This is a genomic window from Amycolatopsis sp. YIM 10 (genome assembly GCF_009429145.1).
Taxonomy (GTDB): domain Bacteria; phylum Actinomycetota; class Actinomycetes; order Mycobacteriales; family Pseudonocardiaceae; genus Amycolatopsis.
The window spans coordinates 8,032,766-8,055,767 of record NZ_CP045480.1; the positions used below are offsets into that span (position 1 = coordinate 8,032,766).

At 69.9% G+C, this 23,002-nt stretch carries 25 protein-coding genes and 1 pseudogene; 10 read left to right on the forward strand and 16 right to left on the reverse strand.

Features of this window, described 5'->3' with window-relative positions; genetic code table 11:
* Window positions 1-47 precede the first annotated feature (47 nt).
* From YIM_RS37995 to YIM_RS38040, 10 genes are all read right to left on the reverse strand, one after another.
* Window positions 48-386, reverse strand: coding sequence for a cytidine deaminase (locus YIM_RS37995; RefSeq protein ID WP_153034972.1), 339 nt, complete (start codon window positions 384-386; stop codon window positions 48-50).
* Complete coding sequence (locus YIM_RS38000) at window positions 379-1,728, reverse strand: hemolysin family protein (RefSeq protein ID WP_153034973.1); 1,350 nt, start codon at window positions 1,726-1,728, stop codon at window positions 379-381. The genes YIM_RS37995 and YIM_RS38000 overlap by 8 nt, the downstream gene beginning before the upstream one ends.
* Window positions 1,729-1,732: 4 nt before the next feature.
* Window positions 1,733-2,287, reverse strand: a complete 555-nt coding sequence (gene ybeY / locus YIM_RS38005) for an rRNA maturation RNase YbeY (RefSeq protein WP_153034974.1) — start codon at window positions 2,285-2,287, stop codon at window positions 1,733-1,735.
* On the reverse strand, window positions 2,284-3,360 hold the full coding sequence (locus YIM_RS38010) for a PhoH family protein (RefSeq protein ID WP_153034975.1): 1,077 nt from the start codon (window positions 3,358-3,360) through the stop codon (window positions 2,284-2,286). The genes ybeY and YIM_RS38010 overlap by 4 nt, the downstream gene beginning before the upstream one ends.
* Before the next feature lie 106 nt (window positions 3,361-3,466).
* The gene (locus tag YIM_RS38015) at window positions 3,467-3,823 is read right to left on the reverse strand and encodes a histidine triad nucleotide-binding protein (protein ID WP_153034976.1); all 357 of its coding nucleotides are present in this window, start codon (window positions 3,821-3,823) and stop codon (window positions 3,467-3,469) included.
* Window positions 3,824-4,431: 608 nt separating this feature from the next.
* Window positions 4,432-5,172, reverse strand: a complete 741-nt coding sequence (locus YIM_RS38020; RefSeq protein ID WP_153034977.1) for a 16S rRNA (uracil(1498)-N(3))-methyltransferase — start codon at window positions 5,170-5,172, stop codon at window positions 4,432-4,434.
* Window positions 5,172-6,335 (reverse strand): molecular chaperone DnaJ, encoded by a 1,164-nt coding sequence (dnaJ, locus tag YIM_RS38025; protein ID WP_153034978.1) that lies wholly within the window; start codon window positions 6,333-6,335, stop codon window positions 5,172-5,174. The genes YIM_RS38020 and dnaJ overlap by 1 nt, the downstream gene beginning before the upstream one ends.
* A 40-nt stretch (window positions 6,336-6,375) precedes the next feature.
* The gene (hrcA, locus tag YIM_RS38030) at window positions 6,376-7,398 is read right to left on the reverse strand and encodes a heat-inducible transcriptional repressor HrcA (protein WP_153034979.1); all 1,023 of its coding nucleotides are present in this window, start codon (window positions 7,396-7,398) and stop codon (window positions 6,376-6,378) included.
* 233 nt (window positions 7,399-7,631) lie between these two features.
* Window positions 7,632-9,128 (reverse strand): CoA-acylating methylmalonate-semialdehyde dehydrogenase, encoded by a 1,497-nt coding sequence (locus YIM_RS38035; protein ID WP_153034980.1) that lies wholly within the window; start codon window positions 9,126-9,128, stop codon window positions 7,632-7,634.
* Window positions 9,125-10,423 carry an aspartate aminotransferase family protein gene (locus YIM_RS38040; RefSeq protein ID WP_153034981.1) on the reverse strand — a complete coding sequence of 433 codons (1,299 nt, stop codon included), beginning with the start codon at window positions 10,421-10,423 and terminating at the stop codon, window positions 9,125-9,127. Before YIM_RS38040 ends, YIM_RS38035 begins: the two co-directional genes overlap by 4 nt.
* 82 nt (window positions 10,424-10,505) lie before the next feature.
* Between YIM_RS38040 and YIM_RS38045 the strand changes: the two genes are divergently transcribed.
* The 6 genes and pseudogenes from YIM_RS38045 (at window position 10,506) to YIM_RS38070 (ending at window position 17,586) form a co-directional block, all read left to right on the forward strand.
* Entirely contained in the window at window positions 10,506-12,119 is a 1,614-nt protein-coding gene (locus YIM_RS38045; protein ID WP_153034982.1) for a PucR family transcriptional regulator, read from the forward strand.
* Window positions 12,120-12,179: 60 nt separating this feature from the next.
* A complete protein-coding gene (locus YIM_RS38050) occupies window positions 12,180-12,554 on the forward strand; it encodes an SSI family serine proteinase inhibitor (protein WP_153034983.1) in 375 nt (124 codons plus the stop codon).
* 202 nt (window positions 12,555-12,756) lie between these two features.
* A pseudogene (locus YIM_RS38055) lies at window positions 12,757-14,368 on the forward strand (NCS1 family nucleobase:cation symporter-1); the annotation flags it as partial.
* The gene (locus YIM_RS38060; protein ID WP_153034985.1) at window positions 14,322-15,164 is read left to right on the forward strand and encodes a nitrilase-related carbon-nitrogen hydrolase; all 843 of its coding nucleotides are present in this window, start codon (window positions 14,322-14,324) and stop codon (window positions 15,162-15,164) included. The pseudogene YIM_RS38055 and the gene YIM_RS38060, both read left to right, overlap by 47 nt.
* A 13-nt stretch (window positions 15,165-15,177) precedes the next feature.
* Window positions 15,178-16,566 carry a dihydropyrimidinase gene (hydA, locus tag YIM_RS38065; protein WP_153034986.1) on the forward strand — a complete coding sequence of 463 codons (1,389 nt, stop codon included), beginning with the start codon at window positions 15,178-15,180 and terminating at the stop codon, window positions 16,564-16,566.
* Between the two features lie 21 nt (window positions 16,567-16,587).
* Entirely contained in the window at window positions 16,588-17,586 is a 999-nt protein-coding gene (locus YIM_RS38070) for a TIGR03842 family LLM class F420-dependent oxidoreductase (protein ID WP_153034987.1), read from the forward strand.
* A 1-nt stretch (window position 17,587) separates the two neighbouring features.
* On the opposite strand, the gene YIM_RS38075 is transcribed toward YIM_RS38070, so the two are convergent.
* The 5 genes from YIM_RS38075 to YIM_RS38095 all read right to left on the reverse strand — a co-directional run bounded on the left by YIM_RS38075 (window position 17,588) and on the right by YIM_RS38095 (window position 20,067).
* The gene (locus YIM_RS38075) at window positions 17,588-18,025 is read right to left on the reverse strand and encodes a type II toxin-antitoxin system VapC family toxin (protein WP_370468910.1); all 438 of its coding nucleotides are present in this window, start codon (window positions 18,023-18,025) and stop codon (window positions 17,588-17,590) included.
* Window positions 18,026-18,052: 27 nt separating this feature from the next.
* Window positions 18,053-18,235 carry a hypothetical protein gene (locus YIM_RS38080; protein WP_153034989.1) on the reverse strand — a complete coding sequence of 61 codons (183 nt, stop codon included), beginning with the start codon at window positions 18,233-18,235 and terminating at the stop codon, window positions 18,053-18,055.
* A 118-nt stretch (window positions 18,236-18,353) separates the two neighbouring features.
* The gene (locus tag YIM_RS38085) at window positions 18,354-19,181 is read right to left on the reverse strand and encodes a siderophore-interacting protein (protein WP_153034990.1); all 828 of its coding nucleotides are present in this window, start codon (window positions 19,179-19,181) and stop codon (window positions 18,354-18,356) included.
* A 149-nt stretch (window positions 19,182-19,330) separates the two neighbouring features.
* Window positions 19,331-19,660: a hypothetical protein gene (locus YIM_RS38090; RefSeq protein ID WP_228005068.1), complete on the reverse strand. Its 330-nt coding sequence runs from the start codon at window positions 19,658-19,660 to the stop codon at window positions 19,331-19,333.
* Between the two features lie 5 nt (window positions 19,661-19,665).
* Window positions 19,666-20,067 carry an SgcJ/EcaC family oxidoreductase gene (locus YIM_RS38095; RefSeq protein WP_153034992.1) on the reverse strand — a complete coding sequence of 134 codons (402 nt, stop codon included), beginning with the start codon at window positions 20,065-20,067 and terminating at the stop codon, window positions 19,666-19,668.
* 83 nt (window positions 20,068-20,150) lie between these two features.
* Between YIM_RS38095 and YIM_RS38100 the strand changes: the two genes are divergently transcribed.
* Window positions 20,151-20,834, forward strand: coding sequence for a TetR/AcrR family transcriptional regulator (locus YIM_RS38100; RefSeq protein ID WP_153034993.1), 684 nt, complete (start codon window positions 20,151-20,153; stop codon window positions 20,832-20,834).
* Window positions 20,835-20,895: 61 nt separating this feature from the next.
* The gene (locus YIM_RS38105; protein ID WP_194239885.1) at window positions 20,896-21,252 is read left to right on the forward strand and encodes a helix-turn-helix transcriptional regulator; all 357 of its coding nucleotides are present in this window, start codon (window positions 20,896-20,898) and stop codon (window positions 21,250-21,252) included.
* On the opposite strand, the gene YIM_RS38110 is transcribed toward YIM_RS38105, so the two are convergent.
* On the reverse strand, window positions 21,183-21,989 hold the full coding sequence (locus YIM_RS38110) for a helix-turn-helix transcriptional regulator (RefSeq protein ID WP_153034994.1): 807 nt from the start codon (window positions 21,987-21,989) through the stop codon (window positions 21,183-21,185). The two genes, YIM_RS38105 and YIM_RS38110, sit on opposite strands and share 70 nt — an antisense overlap.
* Before the next feature lie 66 nt (window positions 21,990-22,055).
* Between YIM_RS38110 and YIM_RS38115 the strand changes: the two genes are divergently transcribed.
* Both YIM_RS38115 and YIM_RS38120 read left to right on the forward strand, forming a co-directional pair.
* Complete coding sequence (locus tag YIM_RS38115) at window positions 22,056-22,607, forward strand: SDR family oxidoreductase (protein ID WP_153034995.1); 552 nt, start codon at window positions 22,056-22,058, stop codon at window positions 22,605-22,607.
* A gap of 194 nt (window positions 22,608-22,801) precedes the next feature.
* Window positions 22,802-22,996, forward strand: a complete 195-nt coding sequence (locus YIM_RS38120; RefSeq protein ID WP_153034996.1) for a hypothetical protein — start codon at window positions 22,802-22,804, stop codon at window positions 22,994-22,996.
* Window positions 22,997-23,002: the final 6 nt, after the last annotated feature.

Genomic DNA, 23,002 nt, shown 5'->3' on the forward strand with positions numbered 1-23,002 from the left:
CGAAGTCCACACGGTCTCCCGAGGTCGGGGGGTGGTCAGGTCACCGACTAGCGCAGCACTTCCTGGACCGATCCGGAAGGGTCCGCGCGAAAAATAGGGGCATCCGGAGCAAGATCACGGACCGCGTGCACCGACTGCTCCGGGAAGGCGGGTTCCGCGGAGACCAGCACGGCCGCCTCCAGGCCCTCCGCGCCGCTGGACACCGCGGCGGCGATCGCCGCCTGCAACGCGGTCAGCTGGAAGGAGGGCAGTTCCACGTTGGTCGCCGAGTAGGTGCGGCCGTCGGTGTCCCGGACGGCGGCCCCTTCGGCCGCGCCGGTCCGCGCCCTGGCCGAGCGGGCGAGAATGACGATCTTCTCGTCCTCGGCCCCGAGCTCCTCAGGCATGCTCCACGCTCCGATCCCGTTCGTCCTGCTCGTCCCGTTCCTCGCGCGGCACGCGCACGCGCCGCCCGGCGATCCGGTCGTCGTTCGCGCGCACCACCACGGTGGTGATCCGCATCCGGCCACGCCGATCCTTGCCGCCCTCGGCGTGCAGCCGCAGCCCGGCGATCTCGGCCTCGGCGCCCGGCAGCGGCACCCGGCCGAGGCGCTGCGCCAGCAGCCCGCCGACGGTCTCCACGTCGTGGTCGTCCAGTTCGATGCCGAAAAGCTCGCCGAGGTCGTCCACGCCGAGCCTGGCCGAAACCCGCACCGAGGACTCGTCCAGCATCTCGATCGGCGGGCGCTCGTCGGCGTCGGACTCGTCGGTGATCTCGCCGACGATCTCCTCGAGAATGTCCTCGATGGTGAGCAGGCCCGCCGTGCCGCCGTACTCGTCGATCGCGATGGCCAGGTGGTGACGCGAGACCTGCATCTCCTTGAGCAGGTCGTCGAGCCGCTTGGAGTCGGGCACGAAACTGGCCTGGCTCATCAGCTCGCGCACCTCGCGCGCGGCGCCGTCGTCGGCCATCGAGGCCCGGACCAGGTCCTTGATGTTGACCACACCGACGATGTCGTCGACCGACTCGCCGATCACCGGCAGCCGGGTGAAGCCGGAGCGCAGGGACAGCGCCAGCGCCTGACGCACGGTCTTGCCCTGCTCGATCCAGACGATCTCGGTGCGCGGCACCATCACCTCGCGGGCCACCGTGTCCCCCAGCTCGAACACCGAGTGGATCATCTCGCGCTCGGAGTCCTCCACCACCCCGCGTTCCTGGGCGAGGTCGACCAGCTCGCGCAGCTCGACCTCGGAGGTGAACGGGCCCTCGCGGAAGCCCTTGCCCGGGGTGATCGCGTTGCCCAGCAGGATCAGCAGCTTGCTCAGCGGGCCGAGCACGGTGCCGAGCGCGCGCACCGGCCCGGCCACCACCAGCCCGACGCGGTACGGGTGCTGGCGGCCGATGGTGCGCGGGCCGACCCCGATCAGCACGTAGCTGACCACCACCATCACCACGCCCGCGACCACCACGGCCAGCGAGACCGGCTCGATCCAGCGCAGGAAGACCACGGTGACCAGGACCGTGGAGGTCAGCTCGCACCCCAGCCGCAGCAGGAGCAGCAGGTTGATGTGGCGCCGCCGTTCGGCGATCACCGCCACCAGCTGGCGTGCCCCGGCGCGGCCGAGCCGCACCATGCCCTCCGCCCTGGCCTGCGACACCGTGCTGACCGCCGCGTCCGCCGCGGCGAACACCCCGCCCAGCAGGACCAGGGTGACGGCGATGATCAGCAGGGAGGTGGAGCTGGTCATCGGTTCAGCCTGGCTCGCCGGGTTCGGCCACCCGGTCCAGGCCCGCGGTACCGAGCAGCCGGTCGTCGGCGGAACGCTGCGCGTCCTGCCTGCGGACCGCCGCGGTGGCCGCGCGGAACTCGGCCAGGATGCGCTTCTGCAGCCCGAACATCTCCTTCTCCTCGGCCGGTTCCGCGTGGTCGTAGCCGAGCAGGTGCAGCACGCCGTGCACGGTGAGCAGGTGCAGCTCCTCGGTCAGCGAGTGCCCGGCGGTGTGCGCCTGGTCCTTCGCGAACGCGGGGCAGAGCACGATGTCGCCGAGCAGGGCGGGTGAGGCGTCCGCGGCGTCGGGACGGCGGGTGGAGTCCAGCTCGTCCATCGGGAAGGCCATCACGTCGGTCGGACCAGGCAGGTCCATCCAGCGCTCGTGCAGGTCCTCCATCACGTCGAGGGTGACCAGCAGCACCGACAGCTCGGCCAGCGGGCTGACCTCCATCTTGTCCAGCGCGAACCGGGCCGCCGAGACGATGGAGGTCTCGTCGACGCCGACCCCGGACTCGTTGGCGATCTCGATGCTCACCGGCGCTGGCCCTTCCAGCCGTGGGTGGTCTCGGTGGCGTCCTGCACGGCCTGCCACTTCTCGTAGGCGTCCACGATGTCGCCGACCAGGCGGTGGCGGACCACGTCCTGGCTGGTCAGCGTGGCGAAGTGCAGGTCGTCGACGCCCTCGAGGATCTCGCGCACCACCCGCAGGCCGCTGCGCTGCCCGCTGGGCAGGTCGACCTGGGTGATGTCCCCGGTGACCACGATCTTCGAGCCGAAGCCGAGGCGGGTGAGGAACATCTTCATCTGTTCCGGCGTGGTGTTCTGCGCCTCGTCCAGGATGATGAACGCGTCGTTGAGGGTGCGGCCGCGCATGTACGCCAGCGGCGCGATCTCGATCGTGCCCGCCTGCATCAGGCGCGGGATCGACTCGGGATCGACCATGTCGTGCAGCGCGTCGTAGAGCGGGCGCAGGTACGGGTCGATCTTCTCGTTGAGCGTGCCGGGCAGGTACCCCAGCCGCTCACCGGCCTCGACCGCCGGGCGGGTCAGCACGATCCTGGTGACCAGCTTGGCCTGCAGGGCCTGCACGGCCTTCGCCATCGCCAGGTACGTCTTGCCGGTACCGGCGGGGCCGACACCGAACACGATCGTGTGCTTGTCGATGGCGTCGACGTAGCGCTTCTGGTTCAGCGTCTTCGGCCGGATGGTGCGGCCGCGGCGGGACAGGATGTCCATGCTGAGCACGTCGGCGGGCGATTCGGCGCCGCCGGAGGAGAGCATGGACACCGTGCGCCGCACGGTCGCCGGGTCGACCTGCTGGCCGCGGCCGGCCAGGGTGACCAGCTCGGCGAACACGCGCTCGGCGAACGCCACGTCCGCCGGGGCGCCGGTGAGGGTGACCTCGTTGCCGCGGACGTGCACGTCCGCGGCCAGCAGCTCCTCGGCGACGCGCAGGTTCTCGTCCCGCGACCCGAGCAGGGTCAGCGCGGCGGCGTCGGGAATGGGGAAACGGGACTTCGCGTCCGGCGCGGCTGCCGCCTCGACCTGCTGGTCTTCTTCGCGCGGGACTTCGGATCGGGCGGCTCCACCCGGTGCGGTACCGGCCACTGGGCCTCGGGCCTGCTTTCTGCGCTTGCGCTGCTGGTCGTGAGTAGTTTGGTCACCCACGATGCTAGCGGTAGGCGGCCCGGTGGCGCAGGTGGTTACCCGGTGGCTAGCCAGGGGTGCCGAAGTGGCCGAGCTGTTCGCCGCCGAGGACGTGGGCGTGCACGTGGAAGACGGTCTGCCCGGCGTCACGCTCGGTGTTGAACACAACGCGGTAGCCGCTGTCGGTGATGCCTTCGATCTCGGCCACCTTCGCCGCGGTGGCCACCACCTCGGCCAGCCCGGCGGGATCCGCGGCGGCGAACTCGGCGAGGTTGCGGTACCGCTTCTTCGGCACCACGAGCACGTGCACCCTGGCCTGCGGCTGGATGTCCCGGAAGGCGAGGGTGTTCTCGGTCTCGTACACGATCTCGGCCGGGATCTCCCTGGCGATGATCTTCTCGAACAACGTCTCCGCGTCACTCATGCTTTCGACCCTAGTGGTCGGGGGTGGGACCCAACCCGGCGCCCGATTGTGACGACGGCGGGGAGACGTTGTTGTGGCTTAGGACCGGGATACTGCACCCGGCTTCCTGTCACGCACTCCACGGCGGCAAGACAACAGCCGCGAAGGCGCAGCGAGGCAATGCGAAGCGAGCCGCAGCCAGCCGAAGCACCCCAAGGCGCGGCACCCACGGTGACCCCGCACGGCGAGCGAAGCGAAGCCACCCGCGCGGGGGTCCAGGGGGCTTGCCCCCTGGCGGGGGTCTGGGGGTTCGACCCCCAGTGACACACGTTCCTTCGCCACAGCGAAGGGCGCAGCCCGAGCAGGGTCGAAGAAAGAAGGAACGCCGCGGGGCGGTGGAACCTGGGGGTCGCTCCACCGCCACCGCGGCTCCGCCGGACCGAGGGGGGAGGTGTCCGGCGGGGACTCCGGTGCACGGGCTCGAAGCCGCTGTGTCCGGAAACCGTGTGTGCTGTTCCGAATGACCAGAGTAACGGGTAGGGCTGTCGTGGCGCCAGGTCAGAGCGTAAAATTACGCCAGGAAATTTCCCGGGTTTCGAATACGCCCGGTAGCCGGATCCACCTGGTGGTCAGGCCCAGCGTGGCGTGAGCGCTCCAAGTGCACCTAGAGCCACCGCTGCCGCGGTCGAGGTCCGCAGTACGGTCTGGCCTAGTCTGACCGGACGTGCGCCCGCGTCCGAGAGCGCGGCCAGTTCGTCGGCGCCGATTCCGCCCTCCGGTCCAACCACCAGCAGGAGTCTTCCGGCTGCCGGAAGGCCGGCATCCACCAGACGGACACCGGCTTCGGCTTCCAGCACCAAAGCGCGATCGACTTCGCCGGCCAGTGCGGCCAGTTGCTTGGTGCTCATCGGTTCCGTCACCGGCGGCAGCCACGTGCGCCTGGCCTGCTTCGCGGCCGCGCGCGCGGTGGAGCGCCAGCGCGCCAATGCCTTGTCGCCGCGCGGGCCGTCCTCCCACTTCGCCACGCTGCGGGCGGCTCGCCACGGCACTATCTCGTCGACGCCCGCCTCGGTGGCCAGTTCCACCGCCAGCTCACCGCGATCGCCCTTGGCCAGTGCCTGCGCGACGATCACGCGCAACTCCGGCTCCGGCTCGAACCAGGATTCCTCGACGCGCAAGTCCAGCGAGGCGTCGCGACCGCCCTGAACGGACTCGGCCACGCATCGTGCGCCACCGCCGCGGCCGTCGGTGAGCACCAAGCGCTCACCTGGGCGGATGCGGCGCACGGTCGCCGCGTGGCGTGCCTCGTCCCCGTCGAGCACCGCTCGATCACCGGCGGGCAGCGCCTCGACCAGGAAAACCGGATCCACTACCGGCTCTTGGTGCGCAACTTCGAGAACAACCCGCCGTGCTTGCCGTTGCCCGCCAGCGTCGGCGAGTCCTCCCCGCGCGTCTGGGCCAGCTCGCGCAGCAGCTCCCGCTGCGCCTCGTCGAGCTTGGTCGGCACCACGACCTCGACGTGCACGTGCAGGTCACCGCGGCCGTCGACGCGCCCGGACGAGCGCAGCCTCGGCATGCCCTTGCCGGTCAGCACCAGCTCGGTGTTCGGCTGGGTGCCCGGCTCGACCTCCAGCTCGTGCTCACCGTCGATCAGCGTCTCCATCGGCACCTTCGCGCCCAGCGCGGCGGTGGTCATCGGCACGCTCAGCTTGCAGTGCAGATCGTTGCCCTGGCGGATGAACACCTCGTGCGGTGCCTCGTCGATCTCCACGTACAGGTCACCGGCGGGCCCGCCACCGGGACCGACCTCGCCCTGGCCGGACAGCCGGATGCGCATGCCGTCACCGACGCCCGGCGGCACCTTCGCGGTCACCGTGCGGCGCGAGCGCACGCGCCCGTCACCACCGCACTGGCGGCACGGGTCGGTGATGACCTCGCCGAACCCGCGGCAGACCGGGCAGGCACGGGCGGTGACCACCTGGCCGAGGAACGACCGCTGCACGGACTGGATCTCGCCCTGCCCGCCGCAGGTGTCGCAGGTCTTCGTGGTGGCACCGGCCGCGGTACCGGCACCGCGGCACAGGTCGCACAGGATCGCCGTGTCGACGGTGATCTCCTTGTCGATGCCGGTGGCGCACTCCTCCAGCGTCAGGCCGATGCGGATGAGCGCGTCCGAACCCGGCTGCACGCGGCTGCGCGGACCGCGACCGCGGCCACCGCCGCCCGCCGCGCCGCCGAAGAAGGCGTCCATGATGTCGCCGAGCCCGCCGAAGCCGCCGAACGGGTCGCCGCCACCACCACCGCGGGCGGCACCGCCGTCCATCGGGTCGCCGCCGAGGTCGACGACCTTGCGCTTCTGCGGGTCGGACAGCACCTCGTAGGCCGTGGTCACCTCGCCGAAGCGGTGCTTGGCGTCCTCGGACGGGTTGACGTCCGGGTGGAGCTCGCGGGCGAGCTTGCGGTACGCGCGCTTGATCTCCTGATCGGTCGCGTTCTTCGCGACACCGAGCGTGCCGTAATAGTCCCTGGCCACCGTCTTGCCGTCCTCCTGCCGAAAAACCCGAAACGCGAGCTCACTTGCCCGAGAGCATCTGCCCGACGTAGTTGGCCACCGCACGCACCGCGGCGATGGTGGTCGGGTAGTCCATCCTCGTCGGCCCGACGATCCCCATGCCGCCGAGCAGCGTGTCCATGCCGTAGCCGACCGACACGACCGAGGTGCTCCGCATCTGCTCGTCCTCATTTTCCTCGCCGATGCGCACCGTGACCGCACCGGGGTTGCGTGCCGCCGCGAGCAGCTTCAGCACGACCACCTGCTCCTCCAGTGCCTCCAGCACCTGGCGCAGCGAACCCGGGAAATCCGCCACGTTGCGGGTCAGGTTCGCCGTGCCACCGAGCACCAGCCGTTCCTCCGGGTGCTCCACCAGCGACTCGACCAGCACGGTACACACCCGGGTGGTGGCGTCACGCAGGTCGGCGGGGGCCTGCTCGGGCAGCTCGGCCACCCTGGCCGCCGCCTCGGTCAGCCGCCGCCCGGCCAGCGCGGCGTTCAGCGAGGTCCGCAGCCGGGCGACCGCCTCCTCGGTGATCACGTCGCCGATGTCCACCGTGCGCTGGTCGACGCGGCCGGTGTCGGTGATCAGCACCAGCATCAGCCGGGCCGCGGTCAGCGGCACCACCTCGAGGTGGCGCACGGTCGAGTTGGTCATCATCGGGTACTGGACCACGGCGACCTGCCTGGTCAGCTGCGCCAGCAGCCGGACCGACCGGCGGAGCACGTCCTCCATGTCGACCGCGCCGTCGAGGAACGAGGTGATCGCCCGGCGCTCGGCCGCGGACAGCGGCTTGATCTCGGAGAGCCGGTCGACGAAGAGCCGGTAGCCCTTGTCCGTGGGGATCCGCCCGGCGCTGGTGTGGGGCTGGGCGATGTAACCCTCCTCCTCCAGCGCCGCCATGTCGTTGCGGACCGTGGCGCTCGACACACCCAGGTTGTGCCGGTCGACGATGGCCTTGGAACCCACCGGTTCCTGGTTCGCCACGTAGTCCGCGACGATGGCGCGCAGCACCTCGAACCGGCGCTCATCCGCGTTCGCCACGTCCACCTCACCTTCGCGGGCCGCCTGCTTCAGGTCGAGTTTACGGAAAGCAGGCGGCCTGGTGCCTGGTGGTTGCGATCGGAAGTGTGGTGGGGGTATTCGGTGGATCCAGGTTTCCGCTGGGCGTGCGGCCGGGAGACCCGCGTACCGGAGCCGTACTCGGGTCTTCCGGCCGTGCGGTCAGCGGGAAGCTGGGGCGCCGAGACCTCCGGCAGACTTCCGATCGTGACCACTTAGGTGTTGCGCGGGAAGCCGAGGTTGACCCCGCCGTGGGAGGGGTCCGGCCAGCGCGAGGTGACCACTTTGGTGCGGGTGAAGAAGTGGAAGCCCTCCGGTCCGTAGGCGTGGCTGTCGCCGAAGAGGGAGTCCTTCCAGCCACCGAACGAGTAGTAGCCGACCGGCACCGGGATCGGCACGTTCACCCCGACCATGCCGACCTCGATCTCGTTCTGGAACCGCCGCGCGGCACCGCCGTCGGTGGTGAAGATCGCGACACCGTTGCCGTACGGGTTGGCGTTGATCAGCTCGACCGCCGGCTCGTAGCCCTCGGCGCGGACCACCGAGAGCACCGGCCCGAAGATCTCGTCGCGGTAGACCGACATCTCCGGCGAGACCTTGTCGAACAGCGTCGGGCCGAGCCAGTAGCCGCTGTCCTCGCCGTCCACCTCGATCCCGCGGCCGTCCACCACCAGCTCCGCGCCCGCGGTCACGCCCGCCTCCACATAGGACTCGACCTTGGCGTGGTGCGCGGCGGTGACCAGCGGGCCCATCTCGGAGTCGGGCCTGCGGCCGTCACCGACCCGCAGCTTCCGGATGCGCTCGGCGATCTTGGCGACCAGCTCGTCCCCGACCGGGTCCACCGCGACCACCACGGAGACCGCCATGCAGCGCTCCCCCGCCGAGCCGAAGCCCGCCGAGACGGCCGCGTCGGCGGCCAGGTCGAGGTCCGCGTCCGGCAGCACCACCATGTGGTTCTTCGCGCCGCCGAGCGCCTGCACGCGCTTGCCGTGCCGCGTCCCGGTTTCGTAGACGTAGCGCGCGATCGGCGTGGACCCGACGAACGAAATCGCCTTCACCACGGGGTTTTCCAGCAGCCCGTCGACCGCGACCTTGTCGCCGTGCAGCACGTTGAGCACCCCGGCGGGCAGCCCGGCCTCGGCGAACAGCTCGGCGATGAAGTTCGCCGCCGACGGGTCCTTCTCGCTCGGCTTGAGCACGACGGTGTTGCCGCAGGCGATCGCGTTGGGCACGAACCACAGCGGCACCATGGCCGGGAAGTTGAACGGCGAGATCACACCGACCACCCCGAGCGGTTGGGCGATCGAGTACACGTCGACGCCGGTGGAGGCGTTTTCGCTGAACCCGCCCTTGAGCATCTGCGCGGCCCCGCAGGCGTATTCGACGTTCTCGATGGCGCGCGCGATCTCACCGGCGGCGTCCGACTCGACCTTGCCGTGCTCGCTGGTGACGATCTTCGCCAGCTCGTCCTTGCGCTCGGAGAGCAGCTGCCGGAAGGCGAACAGCACCCGGCTGCGCGCGGCCAGCGAGGTGTTCCGCCAGCCGGGGAAGGCGTTCTTCGCCGCGGTGACCGCGGCCTCGACCTCGGCGGGCCCGGCGAAGTCGACCCGCGCGGCCACCTGCCCGGTGGCCGGGTCGAACACGTCCCCGGCGCGCTCGGCCACCCCGGAGAAGGGCTTGCCGTCGATCCAGTGGCTGATCCGTGCCGTCACTTGCGTGCCTCCTGCGCCGCCGCGATCGAACCTTCGAGAATTTCCAGTGCCTCACCGGTTTCGGCGTCGGTGAGGGTCATCGGCGGGGCCAGCCGGATCACGTTGCCGTGCAGTCCGCCCTTGCCGACCAGCAGCCCGCGCTTCTTCGCCTCCTCCAGTACCACCCCGGCCGATGGCGGGCTCGGCGAGCGATCCGCCTCGACCAGCTCCAGGCCGATCATCAGGCCCTTGCCGCGGACGTCGCCGAGCACGTCGTACTTCTCGGCGAGGTCCCGCAGGCCGCCGAACAGCGTGTCGCCCTGCTTGGCCGCGTTGCCCTGGAGGTCGTTGTCCAGCAGGTAGTCCAAAGTGGCCTTCGCGCCCGCGGTGGAGACCGGGTTGCCGCCGAAGGTGGAGATGGAGTTCGCGGTCAGGCAGTCCATCACCTCACCGCGCGCGATCACCCCGCCGATGGCCAGCCCGTTCCCCAGCCCCTTGGCGAAGGTCATCATGTCCGGGGTGACGCCGTGTGCCTGCATGCCCCAGAAGTGCTCACCGGTACGCCCCCAGCCGGTCTGCACCTCGTCGGAGATGAGCAGGATGCCGTGCTCGTCGAGCACCTCCTTGAACGAGCCGAAGAACCCGTCCGGCGGCACGTTGAACCCGCCGACGCCCTGGATCGGCTCGGCGATCATCGCGGCCACGTCCCCGGCGGTGCTGGTCTGCAGCACGTCGCGCAGGTCCTCGGTGCAGGCGGCGATGAAGTCGGCGTCGGACAGCGAGGAGAACGGGCTGCGGTAGCGGTACCCGCCGTGCACGTAGCTGACCTTGACCGGCGAGAGCGAGCTGGCCGACCAGCCGCGGTTGCCGGTGATGCCGACGGTGGCGAACGCGCGGCCGTGGTAGGAGTTGCGCAGCGCCAGGATCTGGTTGCTGCGGCGGTACTGCGTCGCCAGCATCAGCGCGGTCTCGTTGGCCTCGGTGCCCGAGTTGGTGAAGAACACCTTCGCGCCCTCGATGCCGGACAGCTCGGCGATCTGCTCGGCCAGCTCGACCTGCTTGCGGATCAGGTACAGCGTCGAGGTGTGCAGCACGCCGGTGTCGAGCTGGCGGCGGATCGCGTCGGAGATCTCCGCGACGTCGTAGCCGATCGCGTTGGTCAGGATGCCGGCGAAGAAGTCGAGATAGGTGTTCCCGTTCGCATCGGTGACCCGGCGCCCCTGGGCCCGCACGATCTCGATCGGCTCGTCGTAGTAGAGGGCCAGCCAGTTCGGCAGAACGGCGCGATGCCGGGAGAGCAGCTCCGATTCGGTCATGCGACCGAGTGTGCGGACCGGCCCGCCGGGAACGCCACGAGCAACCTGTACGGACTCGGCTCCGCGCCCGTACAGTCTGCCCATGTACCCCACGGTCGCCGAGGTGCTCGCCATGCCGGTGCTCCGGCACGGGCGCCCGCACGTGGTGGCCGGCGCGGCCGGGCTCGACCGCCGGGTGCGCTGGGTGCACGTGGCCGAGGTGATCGACATCGCGCACCTGCTCAAGGGCGGTGAGCTGGTGCTGACCACCGGCGTGGCACTGCCCGACGACGAGGCGGAGCTGGCGAAGTACCTCGATTCGCTGGCCGCGGTCGGGGTGGCCGGGCTGGTGGTGGAGCTGGTCCGGCACTGGAGCGACGCCCTGCCCGCCGGGATGACCGAGGCCGCCGACCGCTGCGGCCTGCCGCTGGTCACGCTCTCGCGCGAGACCCGGTACGTGGCGGTCACCGAGACGGTGAACGGGCTGATCGTGGACGCGCAGGTGGACGAGCTGCGCGAGGCCGAACGCGTGCACCAGACCTTCACCGCGCTGACCGTCTCCGGTGCCGAGCCGGACGTGGTGCTGCGCGAGGTCGCCCGGATCACCGACCAGCCGGTGGTGCTGGAGACGCTGTCGCACGAGGTGCTCGCCTACGACACCGCGGGCGCCGATCCCGCCGAGCTGCTGGCCGGCTGGCCGCGGCGGTCCGCGCAGGTGCAGCTCGGCGAGCGCACCGGTTACCACGCGGGCGCCGGCTGGCTGGTCACCGTGGTCGGCGCGCGCGGGCACGACTGGGGACGGCTGGTCATCGTCTGCGCCGAGCCGCCGCGCGACCGGCACGTGGTGGTCGCCGAGCGCGCCGCGTCCGCGCTCGCGCTGCACCGCCTGGTCGCCAAGGACACCGACAGCCTGGAGCGGCAGGCGCACCGCGCGGTGCTCACCGAACTGCTCAGCACGCCGGTCCCGGCGGCCGAGCTGGTGGTGCGGGCGGCCGCGCTGGCCGTGCCGCTGACCGGCAGGCAGCTGATCGGCACGGCCATCCGGCCGGTGCTCACCGGTACCGAACCGGCGCTCAACCTGGCCACCGTGCTGCGGGAACTGGCCGAGGCGGCCGCGGTGGCCACCCGGCGCGCGCGGGTTTCGGCGCTCGTCGCGGTGGTCGGCGACACCAGTGTCGGCGCGTTGCTTTCCCTTTCCCCGCAAGCGAAACCGGACGCCGTGCTGACGCGGCTGGCGGCCGAGGTGCACCAGGCGCGCGGAGTGGCGCCGTCGATCGTGGCGGTCGGGAGCACTGTGGACGGTGCCGCCGATGCCCGCCGCAGCCTCACCGAAGCCGGGCACGTGGCCGACGCCGTGCCCGCCACCCGTGAGTCGGCGACCGGTTTCCACCGCCTCGAAGACGTGCGCCTGCGCGGACTGCTGCACCTGCTCGCCGACGACGAGCGGGTGGCCGCGTTCGCCTCGCGGGAACTGGGCGCGCTGCTGGCCAAGGACGCCACCACCGGCAACCGGCTGCTACAGGCACTGCGGTTCTACTGCGCGCACGGGGGCAACAAGTCCGCCGCCGCGGCCGCCGCGCACATGTCCAGGACCGCCTACTACCAGCAGCTCGCGCGGGTGGAACAGGTGCTGGGTGTGCCGCTGGAGGACCCGGAGTCGATGCTCTCGCTGTACGTGGCACTACTGGCCCACGACATTCATACCACCCGACCGTGACGGCGATTTTCACCCCGTCGAGTCACTCAGTGATCAGCCGGCGGCGCCGATGAACCGATCATGGCTATTTTTCCCTTCGAACCGCTCACCGCTTGCGCGCTGACCCTGGCCTGCATCGGGGGCCCGGCCCACCCCGCCGACGCTTCGATCGCCCTGTCCACCCTGGACGCGGGCGGCCGCACCGGCGCCGTGGTGCTGCAGTGCGACCCGGCGGGCGGCACCCACCCCGACGCCGAGGTCGCCTGTGACGCGCTGACCGGCGCCGACGGCGACCTCGGCAACGTCAAGCCAAAGGACGTGGCCTGCACGCTGGAGTACGCGCCGGTCGAGGCCCGCGCGTTCGGCAAGTGGAAGGGCAAGCAGGTGGACTTCAGCACCACCTACCCGAACCGCTGCGCCGCGGACGCCCACTCCGGCGGGGTCTTCGGCTTCTGAGTCCCCACTCGATCCGGCAGGCGAGTCCCACACCCGCGCGGTGTGGGACTCGTTCTTGTTTCAGGCCCGTTGAGCAGGGGTTACGCCGGGTCCGCATGCACCGCGGCGATCTGTGCGCAATCGACAGTGTGTCGCAGGACACAGCCATCGGTGAACACTCTGCCACTGCCACCCCGTACCGCGCCGGTCGCAGGATTCCGCAATGACGCACACCCGATCGCAGGCCGGCACCTCCCCGTCCGGTAACGAGATCGTGCACCCGGACGGCCGGGTCGACCTGGCCGATCCCGGCGTGCTCGCGGGCAGCCGCTTCCTCAACCCCGAACTGGCACCGGTCCCGGTCGGCAAGCGCACGTGGACCACCTACAACTACTTCGCGCTGTGGATGGGGATGGCGCACAACATCCCCAGCTACGCGCTGGCCGCCTCGCTGATCGCACTCGGGATGAACTGGGTGCAGGCGCTGATGACCATCGTGCTCGGCAACATCATCGTGCTCGGGCCGATGCTGCTGAACAGCCACGCCGGCACCAAGTACGGCATCCCGTTCCCGGTCTTCGCCCGCGCCTTCTACGGCATCCGCGGCGCCAACTTCGCCGCGCTGCTGCGCGCGTTCATCGCCTGCGGCTGGTTCGGCATCCAGACCTGGGTCGGCGGTGAGGCCATCTACATCCTGACCGGCAAGCTGGTCGGCGACGGCTGGCGCAACGCGGCCGAGATCGCCGGGCAGCCGTGGACGCTGTGGCTGTCCTTCGGGGTGTTCTGGCTGGTGCAGATGCTGATCATCTGGCGCGGCATGGAAGCCGTGCGGCACTTCGAGAACTGGACCGCACCGCTGGTCTCGGTCGGCTTCCTGATCCTGCTCGGTTACGTGCTGGTCAAGGCGGGCGGCTTCGGCCCGATCCTGTCCGACCCCGGCCGCCTCGGCTGGGGACCGGACTTCTGGAAGGTGTTCGCGCCGATGCTGATGGCGATGATCGCCTTCTGGTCGACGCTTTCGCTGAACATGCCGGACTTCACCCGCTTCGGCGGCAGCCAGCGCAAGCAGATGCGCGGCCAGATCCTCGGCCTGCCCACCACGATGACCTTCATCGCGATCGTGGCCATCCTGACCACCTCGGGCGGGAAGGTGCTCTACGGCGAGGAGATCTGGGACCCGGCGAAGCTGGCGGACAAGTTCTCCAGCCCGGTGCTGGTCGTGCTGGCGCTGATCGCGCTGGTGCTGGCCACCATCTCGGCGAACCTGGCGGCCAACGTGGTCAGCCCGGCCTACGACTTCTCGAACGCCTTCCCGAAGCGGATCACCTTCGCCGTCGGCGGGCTGATCACCGGGGTGATCGGCATCGGCATCCAGCCGTGGAAGCTGTACTCCGACCCGAGCATCTACATCTTCGCCTGGCTCGGCTTCTACGGCGGTGTGCTCGGTGCGGTGGCGGGCGTGCTGGTCGCCGGGTACTGGGTGATCAACCGGACCGAGCTGCACCTGGCCGACCTCTACCGCGAAGGCGGCCGGTACTGGTTCCGCGGCGGCTGGAACTGGCGGGCCATCGTGTCCACGATGGCCGGTGCGGTGTTCGCGGTCGGTGGCGCCTACACCGCCGCCGGTGAGCAGGGCCCCTTCCCCGCGGACGGCCTGATCCCGTTCCTCAAGCCGTTCTACGACTACAACTGGGTGGCCGGCCTGATCGTGGCCTTCGTGGTGCACCTGGCTCTTTCGTGGAACAAGTCCACCAGCGGCAGGCACGCCGCCCCACAAGGAGGAGACAAGTGAGCGACCTGGTACGCGCCGGCCTGATCCAGCAGCGCTGGACGGGCGACAAGGAGTCGATGATCCGCAACGCGGTGGACGCCATCGGAAAGGCGGCGTCGCAGGGCGCGCAGGTGATCTGCCTGCAGGAGTTGTTCTACGGCCCGTACTTCTGCCAGGTCCAGGACGCCGACTACTACTCCTACACCGAGGGCATCCCGGACGGCCCGACCACCAAGCTGATGCAGGAGGTCGCCGAGCGCCACGGCGTGGTGCTGGTGGTGCCGATGTACGAGGTCGAGCAGCCGGGCGTCTACTACAACACCGCCGCGGTGATCGACGCCGACGGCACCTATCTCGGCAAGCACCGCAAGAACCACATCCCGCAGGTGAAGGGCTTCTGGGAGAAGTTCTACTTCCGGCCGGGCAACCTGGGCTACCCGGTGTTCGACACCGCGGTCGGCCGGATCGGCGTGTACATCTGCTACGAGCGGCACTTCCCCGAAGGCTGGCGCGCGCTCGGCCTGGCCGGGGCGAAGATCGTGTTCAACCCGTCGGCGACCAGCCGCGGCCTCTCCGAGTACCTGTGGCGCCTGGAGCAGCCCGCCGCGGCCGTGGCCAACGAGTACTTCGTCGGCACGATCAACCGGGTGGGCGTGGAACCGCTGGGCGACAACGACTTCTACGGCCAGACCTACTTCGCCGACCCGCGCGGCCAGGTGATCGGCGAGGCCGCGTCGGACACCGAGGAGGAGATCGTCGTGCGGGACCTGGACATGGGCCTGCTCAACGAGGTCCGCGACCTGTGGGCGTTCTACCGCGACCGGCGCCCGGACAGCTACGGACCGCTGACCGAGGCGTGAGGAGGCTTTCCGCATGACGCGCACCTTGATCAAGGGCGGCACGGTGATCAGCGCGACCGGCACCAGCGTGGCCGACGTGCTGGTGGAGGACGAGAAGATCGCGGCGGTGGCCGCGCCCGGCGTGTTCGGTGAAGCGGACGAGGTGATCGACGCGACCGGGAGGTACGTGCTGCCCGGTGGCATCGACGCCCACACGCACATGGAGATGCCCTTCGGCGGCACCTTCTCGCACGACACCTTCGGCACCGGCACCACCGCGGCGGCCTGGGGCGGCACCACCACGATCATCGACTTCGCGGTGCAGGCAAAGGGCACCACCCTGCAGTCCACACTGGACAAGTGGCACGAGAAGGCCGACGGCAACTGCGCCATCGACTACGGCTTCCACATGATCGTCTCCGACGTCAACGACACCACGCTCAAGGAGATGGAGTCGTGCATCGGAGACGGGGTGACCAGCTTCAAGATGTTCATGGCCTATCCCGGCGTGTTCTACTCCACCGACGGCGAGATCCTGCTGGCCATGCAGAAGGCCCGTGAGACCGGGTCGACGATCATGATGCACGCGGAGAACGGCATCGCGATCGACCAGCTGGCCGCGCAGGCCTTCGCCGCCGGGAAGACCGAGCCGGTGCAGCACGGGCTGACCCGGCCGCCGGAGCTGGAGGGCGAGGCCACCTCGCGCGCGATCCAGCTGGCCAAGGTGACCGGCTCCCCGCTCTACATCGTGCACCTCTCGGCCGCGCAAGCGCTTGCGGCCGTCGCGGAAGCGCGCAACGACGGGCAGAACGTGTTCGCCGAGACCTGCCCCCAGTACCTTTACCTGTCCATCGAGGACATGGCGAAGCCGGGCTTCGAGGGCGCGAAGTACGTGGCCTCACCGCCGTTGCGGGAGAAGAGGCACCAGGCCGACCTGTGGCGCGGGCTGCGCACGAACGATCTGTCCGTGGTTTCCACCGACCACTGCCCGTTCTGCTTCGAGGACCAGAAGGTGCTGGGCACCAGCGACTTCCGTGCCATTCCGAACGGCATGCCGGGCGTGGAGCACCGGATGGACCTGCTGCACCAGGGCGTGGTGGCCGGGGAGATCACCCTGGAGCGCTGGGTGGAGACCTGCGCGACCACGCCGGCGCGGATGTTCGGGCTGTACCCGCGCAAGGGCGTGATCGCCGCCGGTTCGGACGCCGACATCGTGATCTACGACCCGTCCGCCAAGCAGACGCTCTCGGCCGAGACGCACCACATGAACGTCGACTACTCGGCGTACGAGGGCTTCGAGCTGACCGGCCGGGTGGAAACGGTGCTGTCACGGGGATCGGTGGTCGTCTCGGCGGCCGGGTTCACCGGCTCCACCACGCACGGCAAGTTCCTCAAGCGCGACCTGAACCAGTACCTCAGCTGAGCCGATCGAGGGGTGTCCACTGTGGATTTCGGAGTTGTGCTCCAGACGGATCCGCCCGCCGGTGACCTGGTCCGGCTGATGACCGCGGCCGAGGGCGAGGGCTTCCGCTACGGCTGGACCTTCGACTCGTGCGTGCTGTGGCAGGAGCCGTTCGTCATCTACTCGCAGATCCTCGCGGCCACCTCCTCGATGGTGGTCGGCCCGATGGTGACCAGTCCCGGCACGCGGGACTGGTCGGTGCTGGCCTCGCTGTTCGCCACGCTGAACGACATGTACGGCAACCGCACGGTGTGCGGGATCGGGCGCGGGGACTCGGCGCACCGGGTGGTCGGCCTCAAACCGTCCACTTTGGCCACCCTGCGGGAGTGCATGCACGTCACCAAGGAGCTGGCCGAGGGCCGGGAGGTGCTGCTGCGGGACAAGCCGGTGCGCATCCCGTGGGTCCGCGACGGGCGGCTGGAGATGTGGATGGCCGGGTACGGGCCGAGGGCGCTGAAGCTGGTCGGTGAGCACGCCGACGGGTTCATCCTGCAGTGCGCGGACCCGGCGATCGCGCGCTGGACCATCGGCTCGGTGCGGGAGGCGGCCAGGGCCGCCGGTCGTGACCCGGAAGGCATCACCATCTGCGTGGCGGCGCCGGCGTACGTCGGGGACAACCTGGTGCACCAGCGGGAGCAGCTGCGCTGGTTCGGTGGCATGGTGGGCAACCACGTGGCCGACCTGGTGGCCCGCTACGGCGAATCCGGTGATGTGCCGCGTGAGCTGACCGAGTACATCAGGGAGCGCGAGGGCTACGACTACTCGCACCACGGCAAGGCGGGCAACCCGTCCACCGAGTTCGTGCCGGACGAGATCGTCGACCGCTTCTGCCTGACCGGCCCGGCGGGCGCGCACGTGGAACGCCTGCAGGAACTGGCCGAGCTGGGTGTCGACCAGTTCTCGCTGTACCTGATGCACGACGAACGGGAGCAAACGCTGTCCGCGTACGGCTCCCAGGTGATCGGCAAGCTGAGCAGCTGACCTACTGATCGGCTTCGGGGTAGATCCCGAAGTACGAGACGGGCACGGGCTTGATGTGTTCGAAATGCCGCCGATCCACGGTGGCCACCTCGACGGTCTTCAACCGTTCCGCGGCGGCCACCACGGCCGCGTCCGCCAAACCGAGCGGCCAGTCGGGATATTGGCGCATCAACACGGCCATCCGACGGAAATCATCATCCATCGGGTGATAGATCCGGAACTGCGGCGACCGCATGAGTTCCTCAATGAACGCTGCCTCGGCTTCACCGCCGAGATGCTTCTCGATGAATTGGCACACTTCGGTGAGAACCAGGGATGGCACTAGCAGATCACGAGTAGCGGCCGTCTCCAGCCACGCGACGCCCGCTTGGTGATGAGCGTCTTTTCTGCTGATCATGGCGATGAGCGGACCGGTGTCAACCACGGTCGGACGTGCCACGGAGGTTCTACGATCCCGTCGTGTGCTTCAGGCTTCGTCCTGGCCGCGCACGACGGCCTTGACCCGCTCGGACGAGTCGGCCGGCAGCTCGAACATCCCCAGGAAGGACGGCGGCGAGTACGGCTCCGGGGTCGCAGGCTTCTCCTCGACCGCCGGTTTCGGCTTACGGGCGCCAACGAACCGGCCGACAGCAGACCTTCTCGCCGTCATGCCGGCAGGCTTGTGCAAACCGCTCGCAGCTGAACGCACCCGGCCGGTACATCGCGGTTCAGCTGCCTGTTGTTCACATCGTCCATGTTACATGCCGGACCTTGCGAGAGCGCCCGCGTCAGGAAGCGGCCGCCGCGGCTTCCTTGGCGCGTTCCTCGGCTTTTTCCGCCTGCCAGCCGTCTTCGTCCTTGCCTCGGCGCCAGTAGCCGGAGATGGACAGCAGGTCCTTCCGCACCCCGCGCTCGTTGAGCAGGTGCCGCCGCAGTTCGCGGACGAAGTCGGCCTCGCCGTGCACGAAGGCCTGGACGACACCGTCGCCGAAGTCGAGGTCGCGCACGGAACGCACCAGGTCGCCACCGGCGGACCGGTGCAGCCAGTTGATCTCCGCGTCGGCCTTGGTCGCCAGCGGCAGTTCCTCGTCCGGCCCGCCGACCAGGATGAACGCCTGCACGCGCGCGCCGGAGGGCATGCGCTCGAGCGAAGCGGAGATCGCGGGCAACGCGCTCTCGTCACCGACGAGCAGGTGCCAGTCGGCCTCCTCACCGGGCGCGTAGGCCCCGCCCGGCCCGGCGAAGAGCATGTCGTCGCCGGGCTTGACGTTGAGCGCCCACGGCCCGGCGAGCCCCTCGTCCCCGTGCACCACGAAGTCGATGGCCAGCTCGCCGGCCTTCTCGTCGTAGTAACGCACGGTGTACGTGCGCGTGCGCGGCCAGTGCTCACGCGGCAGTTCGGCGCGGATCTGCTGGAGGTCCATCGGCTCGGGATAGGTCACGCCCGGCACCGGGAAGGCCAGCTTCACGTAGGCGTCGGTGAAGCCGTTGTCGTTGAACTGCCCCAGGTTCTCGCCACCGGCGACCACCCGCACCATATGCGGGGTGAGCCGCTCGGTGCGCAGCACCCGAAGGCGGATCAGCGGCCGGGACCGCCTCACTGGACGCTCCGCCATAAGGTACCCCTCACTGTTCACCGGAAGTCACAGACAAGCTAAGGCTAGCCTAACGGGAAGCTTCGCGCCTGCACAGATCAGCGCGGCCCCAGCCCGGCTCGAAGATCCTCCCGATGCACCCCGAGCAGGCGTGACCACCGAATTGAGACCTACGTCACTTTCTCCAGGCGAGCCGCGCAGCCCAGTTCATCGCCGATCCGCGCCAGCAGCTCGCCCACCCCTTCCCTGGTCCGCTCACCGAAGCCGAGGAACAGCCGGTTCGCCAGCGCGACTATCCACACCGGACTCCGCGCCACGTTGAACACCCGGTGGACCACCCGCGAACCACCCGCCGCCGGCTCGACCAGGTACTCACCGCGATACCACCAGCCGCCCTGGACCCAGGCCCGGTCGCCGTCGCGCCGCCATCCGGTGGCCCGGACGACCGCGGCGAGGACGCGCTCCGGTGGCGCCTCGACCACGCCGGCCACCTCGACCATGAGCTTCACGACGGCATCGAGGTCCGCCGGGTGTTCTGGAACGACGCGATGCGCCAGCCCTCCGGCTCCTCGACCAGCACAAAGGTGACCGTCGAAGCCCGGCTCGGGTCGTCCTCCTCCCCGCCGTCGAGCGTGGTGCCGCCACCGATGACCACGATCGCCACGTCCGGGCGCACGAACCGGACGGTGGGCGGCGTGGGGCCGCAGGTCATCTTCGAGCCCTTGAGCGGGCCGTCGAAGAGGAAGCGGTGGCTCTCCTCGATGGCTGCCCGGCCACGGCTGTTCTGCCCCATGAAGTTCACGTAGTCCGCGTCTTCGAGGAACAGCCGCGCGTACGCCGTCGCGTCGCCCGCGTTCCACGCCTCGGTCAGCTCGTTCAGCGTGTCGAACACTGCCTGCTCCGTCATGATGTCCACCTTTCGAACAGTGTTCGTTTGTCGAACACCATTCGTAGTCACGAACACCGTTCGTGTCAAGTACAGTGTTCGCCATGAACGTTCCCGCCCCGCCGTGGCGGCGCTCCGGGCGCACGGCGAAGCCCCAGCTGTCCGTCGAGCTGATCGTGCGCACCGCACTCGAACTGCTCGACGCCGAAGGCATCGACGCGGTGAGCATGCGGCGGGTCGCCCAGGCGCTGGACACCGGCGCGGCCTCGCTCTACGCCCACGTGTCCAACAAGGACGAACTGCACGAGCTGATGTTCGACGAGGTACTGAGCGAGGTCGACCTGCCCGAGCCGGATCCCGCGCGCTGGGCCGAGCAGCTCCGGGAAGTGCTGCAGGGCCAGCTTTCCGCGATGCTGGCGCACCCCGGCATCGCCAAGGTCGCCTGGGCGACGCAGGTACCGGTCGGCCCCAACGCGTTGCAGCACGGGGAAACCGTGCTCGCCCTGCTGCGCGCCGGCGGACTGTCCGAACGGGACGCCGCCTACGCCTCTGACGCACTTTCCTTGTACACCAAGGCATTCGCCTACGAGGGCAGCGGCTGGGCTTCGGGCGAGTTCGACCAGGAAGAAGCCGCCGCACGCGGACGGCAGATGCACGACTACCTCAGCTCGATGCCGGGCCGGTTCCCGAACATGCTCACCCTCGGGCGGTACTTCTCCGAGGAAACCTCGGTCGAGCGCTTCCGCTTCGGACTGGACATGCTGCTCGGCGGCCTGCGGCGCGGTTGACGCCGCACCTGAGCGGACCTATAGTCAACTGACTTGTTGATAAAGCGCTAGGTTGCCTCTGATGACGGTGGATGACGAATGGCTGGACCGGGCCTTCGCCGCGCTCGGTGATCCCGTGCGGCGCGCGATGATCGCGCGGCTTTCGCGCGGGGAAGCCACGGTGAACGAGCTCGCCGAACCGTTCACCATCACCAAGCAGGCGGTTTCCCGGCACATCCAGGTGCTGGAGGCGGCTGGCCTGATCACCCGCACCCGTGACGGCCAGCGCCGCCCGTGCCACCTCGCGCCCGCCGCCCTCGAAGCGCTGACCGGCTGGATCGACACCTACCGGCTGGCCGCCGAAAGCCGCTACCGCAAGCTGGACGCCCTGCTCAGCTCGCTCAAACCGGCGGCGGACGGCGATCCCGGCTCGGCGTAGAAGAGCACGAGGCGCTGCCCGTCGCTGTCCGGCAGCGGCAGGAGTTCGTCGGTCAGCGTGAGCGGCCCGACGGCGTGGCGGTAGACGCGGGTGTGGTGGGCACAGCCGCGCACCGGGTGCGCCGCCCACAGCTCGTCGAAATCGCGGCTGGCCTGCCGCAACTCGTCGATGAGCGCGGTCAGCACGGCGTCACCCGGCCTTCGCCCGGCGATGTGCCGCAGGTCGGCGACGGTGTCCCGCGCCTTGTCCCCCGCTTCCCCGAACAGCTCGCGCACGTGGTCGTCCAGGAAGAACAGGCGCGCCCAGTTCGGCCGGGCCTCGAAGCCGAGGTGCGGGGCCAGCAGCGCGTGGCCGAGGCGGTTCCACGCCAGTACGTCGGTGTGCCTGCCGAGGATCAGCGCCGGAACCGCGCCCACGGCGTCGAGCAGGAGCCGATGCCTCGGCAACAGCCGCTCGGGACCGGGGTCGACGGCCTTCGCGTTCGCCAGTGCGTGCAGGTGCGCGCGTTCGTCGTCGTCGAGGCGCAAGGCACGGGCGAGCGCGTCGAGCACCGCTTCGGAGACGTTGCCGCCCTGCCCCTGTTCGAGCCGCGTGTAGTAACCGGGACTGACCCCGGCCAGCCGCGCCAGCTCCTCCCGCCGCAGCCCTGGCACGCGCCGGAATTCGCCGTAGTCGGCCAGGCCGACGTCGGCGGGCCGCAACCGGCCGCGGCGGGCGCGGAGGAATTCACCGAGCATGGCTCCAGGATGCCTGCACCTGACAGGGGCAGGCACGCTCCGGCGCCAGCACGCAGGATCGGACGGGTGAACGTTGCAGTGATCGGAGCGACCGGAACCATCGGCACCGCGGTGACCGCGGCCCTGCGCGATCGGGGCCACCACGTGGTTCCCATGTCGCGGAGCAGCGAGATCCAGCTCGACATCGCCCGGCCCGACCGTCTATTCGCGACGGTCCAGGACGTGGACGCGGTGGTCTGCTGCGCGGCGAGCGGCGCGCTCGTGCCCATCGACGCGGGTACCGAAGAGGAGTTCCTCACCGGCCTGGACACCAAGCTGATCGGCCAGGTGCGCCTGTTGCGGCTCGCCGTGCGGCACCTGCCGGACGGCGGCTCGGTCACCCTGACCGCGGGCACCTTCGAAGCGCCGACGCCCGGCAGCGCTTTCGGCGCGCTCACCAACTCGGGTCTGGAAGCCTTCGTCCGGGTTGCCGCCACCGAACTCCCGCGAGGCCTGCGCGCCAACGTGGTCAGCCCCGGCTGGGTCGGCGACGACGCCACCCCGGCGACCGTCGTCGCCGCGTCCTACGTCCGCGCTGTCGAAGACACCACGCTCAACGGTCAGACCCTCATTCCCTAGCGGGTGCCCTTCCTTGGCCACCACCAGCACTTCGGGATTGATGTCCACTTCGGACACCGCCGCCCCGGCCGCGGGCTCGCACCGCGGCCACTTCCGCGGGCGGCCCGCCGAGCGGATTGCTCCGAATGCGAGGAGTCAGACCGCCCGGCGCCGGGTAACCGGGAAACCATCGGGGGATCGAAAGGAGTACTGCCGTGTTAGCCATCGTTGCCGCGGTCATCTTCGGCCTCGCGCTGATCTTCGACCTGACCGACCTGTCGCTCGGCGAGGTGTTCGACGGAGGCACCCTGCTCACCGCCGGTCTGCTGTGCGTGGCCCTGCACCTGGCCGGGGTCGGCGCCGGCGCCCGCGGGCGCAGCTTCAACTGGCGGCGCACCCGCTCCCGCTGACTGTCC

What these genes read in the sequence shown, in the direction of transcription:
- YIM_RS37995 (WP_153034972.1), bottom strand. Translation starts at nt 386, where the DNA reads ATGCCTGAGGAGCTCGGGGCCGAGGACGAGAAGATCGTCATTCTCGCC.
- YIM_RS38000 (WP_153034973.1), bottom strand. Translation starts at nt 1,728, where the DNA reads ATGACCAGCTCCACCTCCCTGCTGATCATCGCCGTCACCCTGGTCCTG.
- YIM_RS38015 (WP_153034976.1), bottom strand. Translation starts at nt 3,823, where the DNA reads ATGAGTGACGCGGAGACGTTGTTCGAGAAGATCATCGCCAGGGAGATC.
- YIM_RS38040 (WP_153034981.1), bottom strand. Translation starts at nt 10,423, where the DNA reads ATGACCGAATCGGAGCTGCTCTCCCGGCATCGCGCCGTTCTGCCGAAC.
- YIM_RS38045 (WP_153034982.1), top strand. Translation starts at nt 10,506, where the DNA reads ATGTACCCCACGGTCGCCGAGGTGCTCGCCATGCCGGTGCTCCGGCAC.
- YIM_RS38050 (WP_153034983.1), top strand. Translation starts at nt 12,180, where the DNA reads ATGGCTATTTTTCCCTTCGAACCGCTCACCGCTTGCGCGCTGACCCTG.
- hydA (WP_153034986.1), top strand. Translation starts at nt 15,178, where the DNA reads ATGACGCGCACCTTGATCAAGGGCGGCACGGTGATCAGCGCGACCGGC.
- YIM_RS38080 (WP_153034989.1), bottom strand. Translation starts at nt 18,235, where the DNA reads ATGACGGCGAGAAGGTCTGCTGTCGGCCGGTTCGTTGGCGCCCGTAAG.
- YIM_RS38085 (WP_153034990.1), bottom strand. Translation starts at nt 19,181, where the DNA reads ATGGCGGAGCGTCCAGTGAGGCGGTCCCGGCCGCTGATCCGCCTTCGG.
- YIM_RS38090 (WP_228005068.1), bottom strand. Translation starts at nt 19,660, where the DNA reads ATGGTCGAGGTGGCCGGCGTGGTCGAGGCGCCACCGGAGCGCGTCCTC.
- YIM_RS38095 (WP_153034992.1), bottom strand. Translation starts at nt 20,067, where the DNA reads ATGACGGAGCAGGCAGTGTTCGACACGCTGAACGAGCTGACCGAGGCG.
- YIM_RS38100 (WP_153034993.1), top strand. Translation starts at nt 20,151, where the DNA reads ATGAACGTTCCCGCCCCGCCGTGGCGGCGCTCCGGGCGCACGGCGAAG.
- YIM_RS38105 (WP_194239885.1), top strand. Translation starts at nt 20,896, where the DNA reads ATGACGGTGGATGACGAATGGCTGGACCGGGCCTTCGCCGCGCTCGGT.
- YIM_RS38110 (WP_153034994.1), bottom strand. Translation starts at nt 21,989, where the DNA reads ATGCTCGGTGAATTCCTCCGCGCCCGCCGCGGCCGGTTGCGGCCCGCC.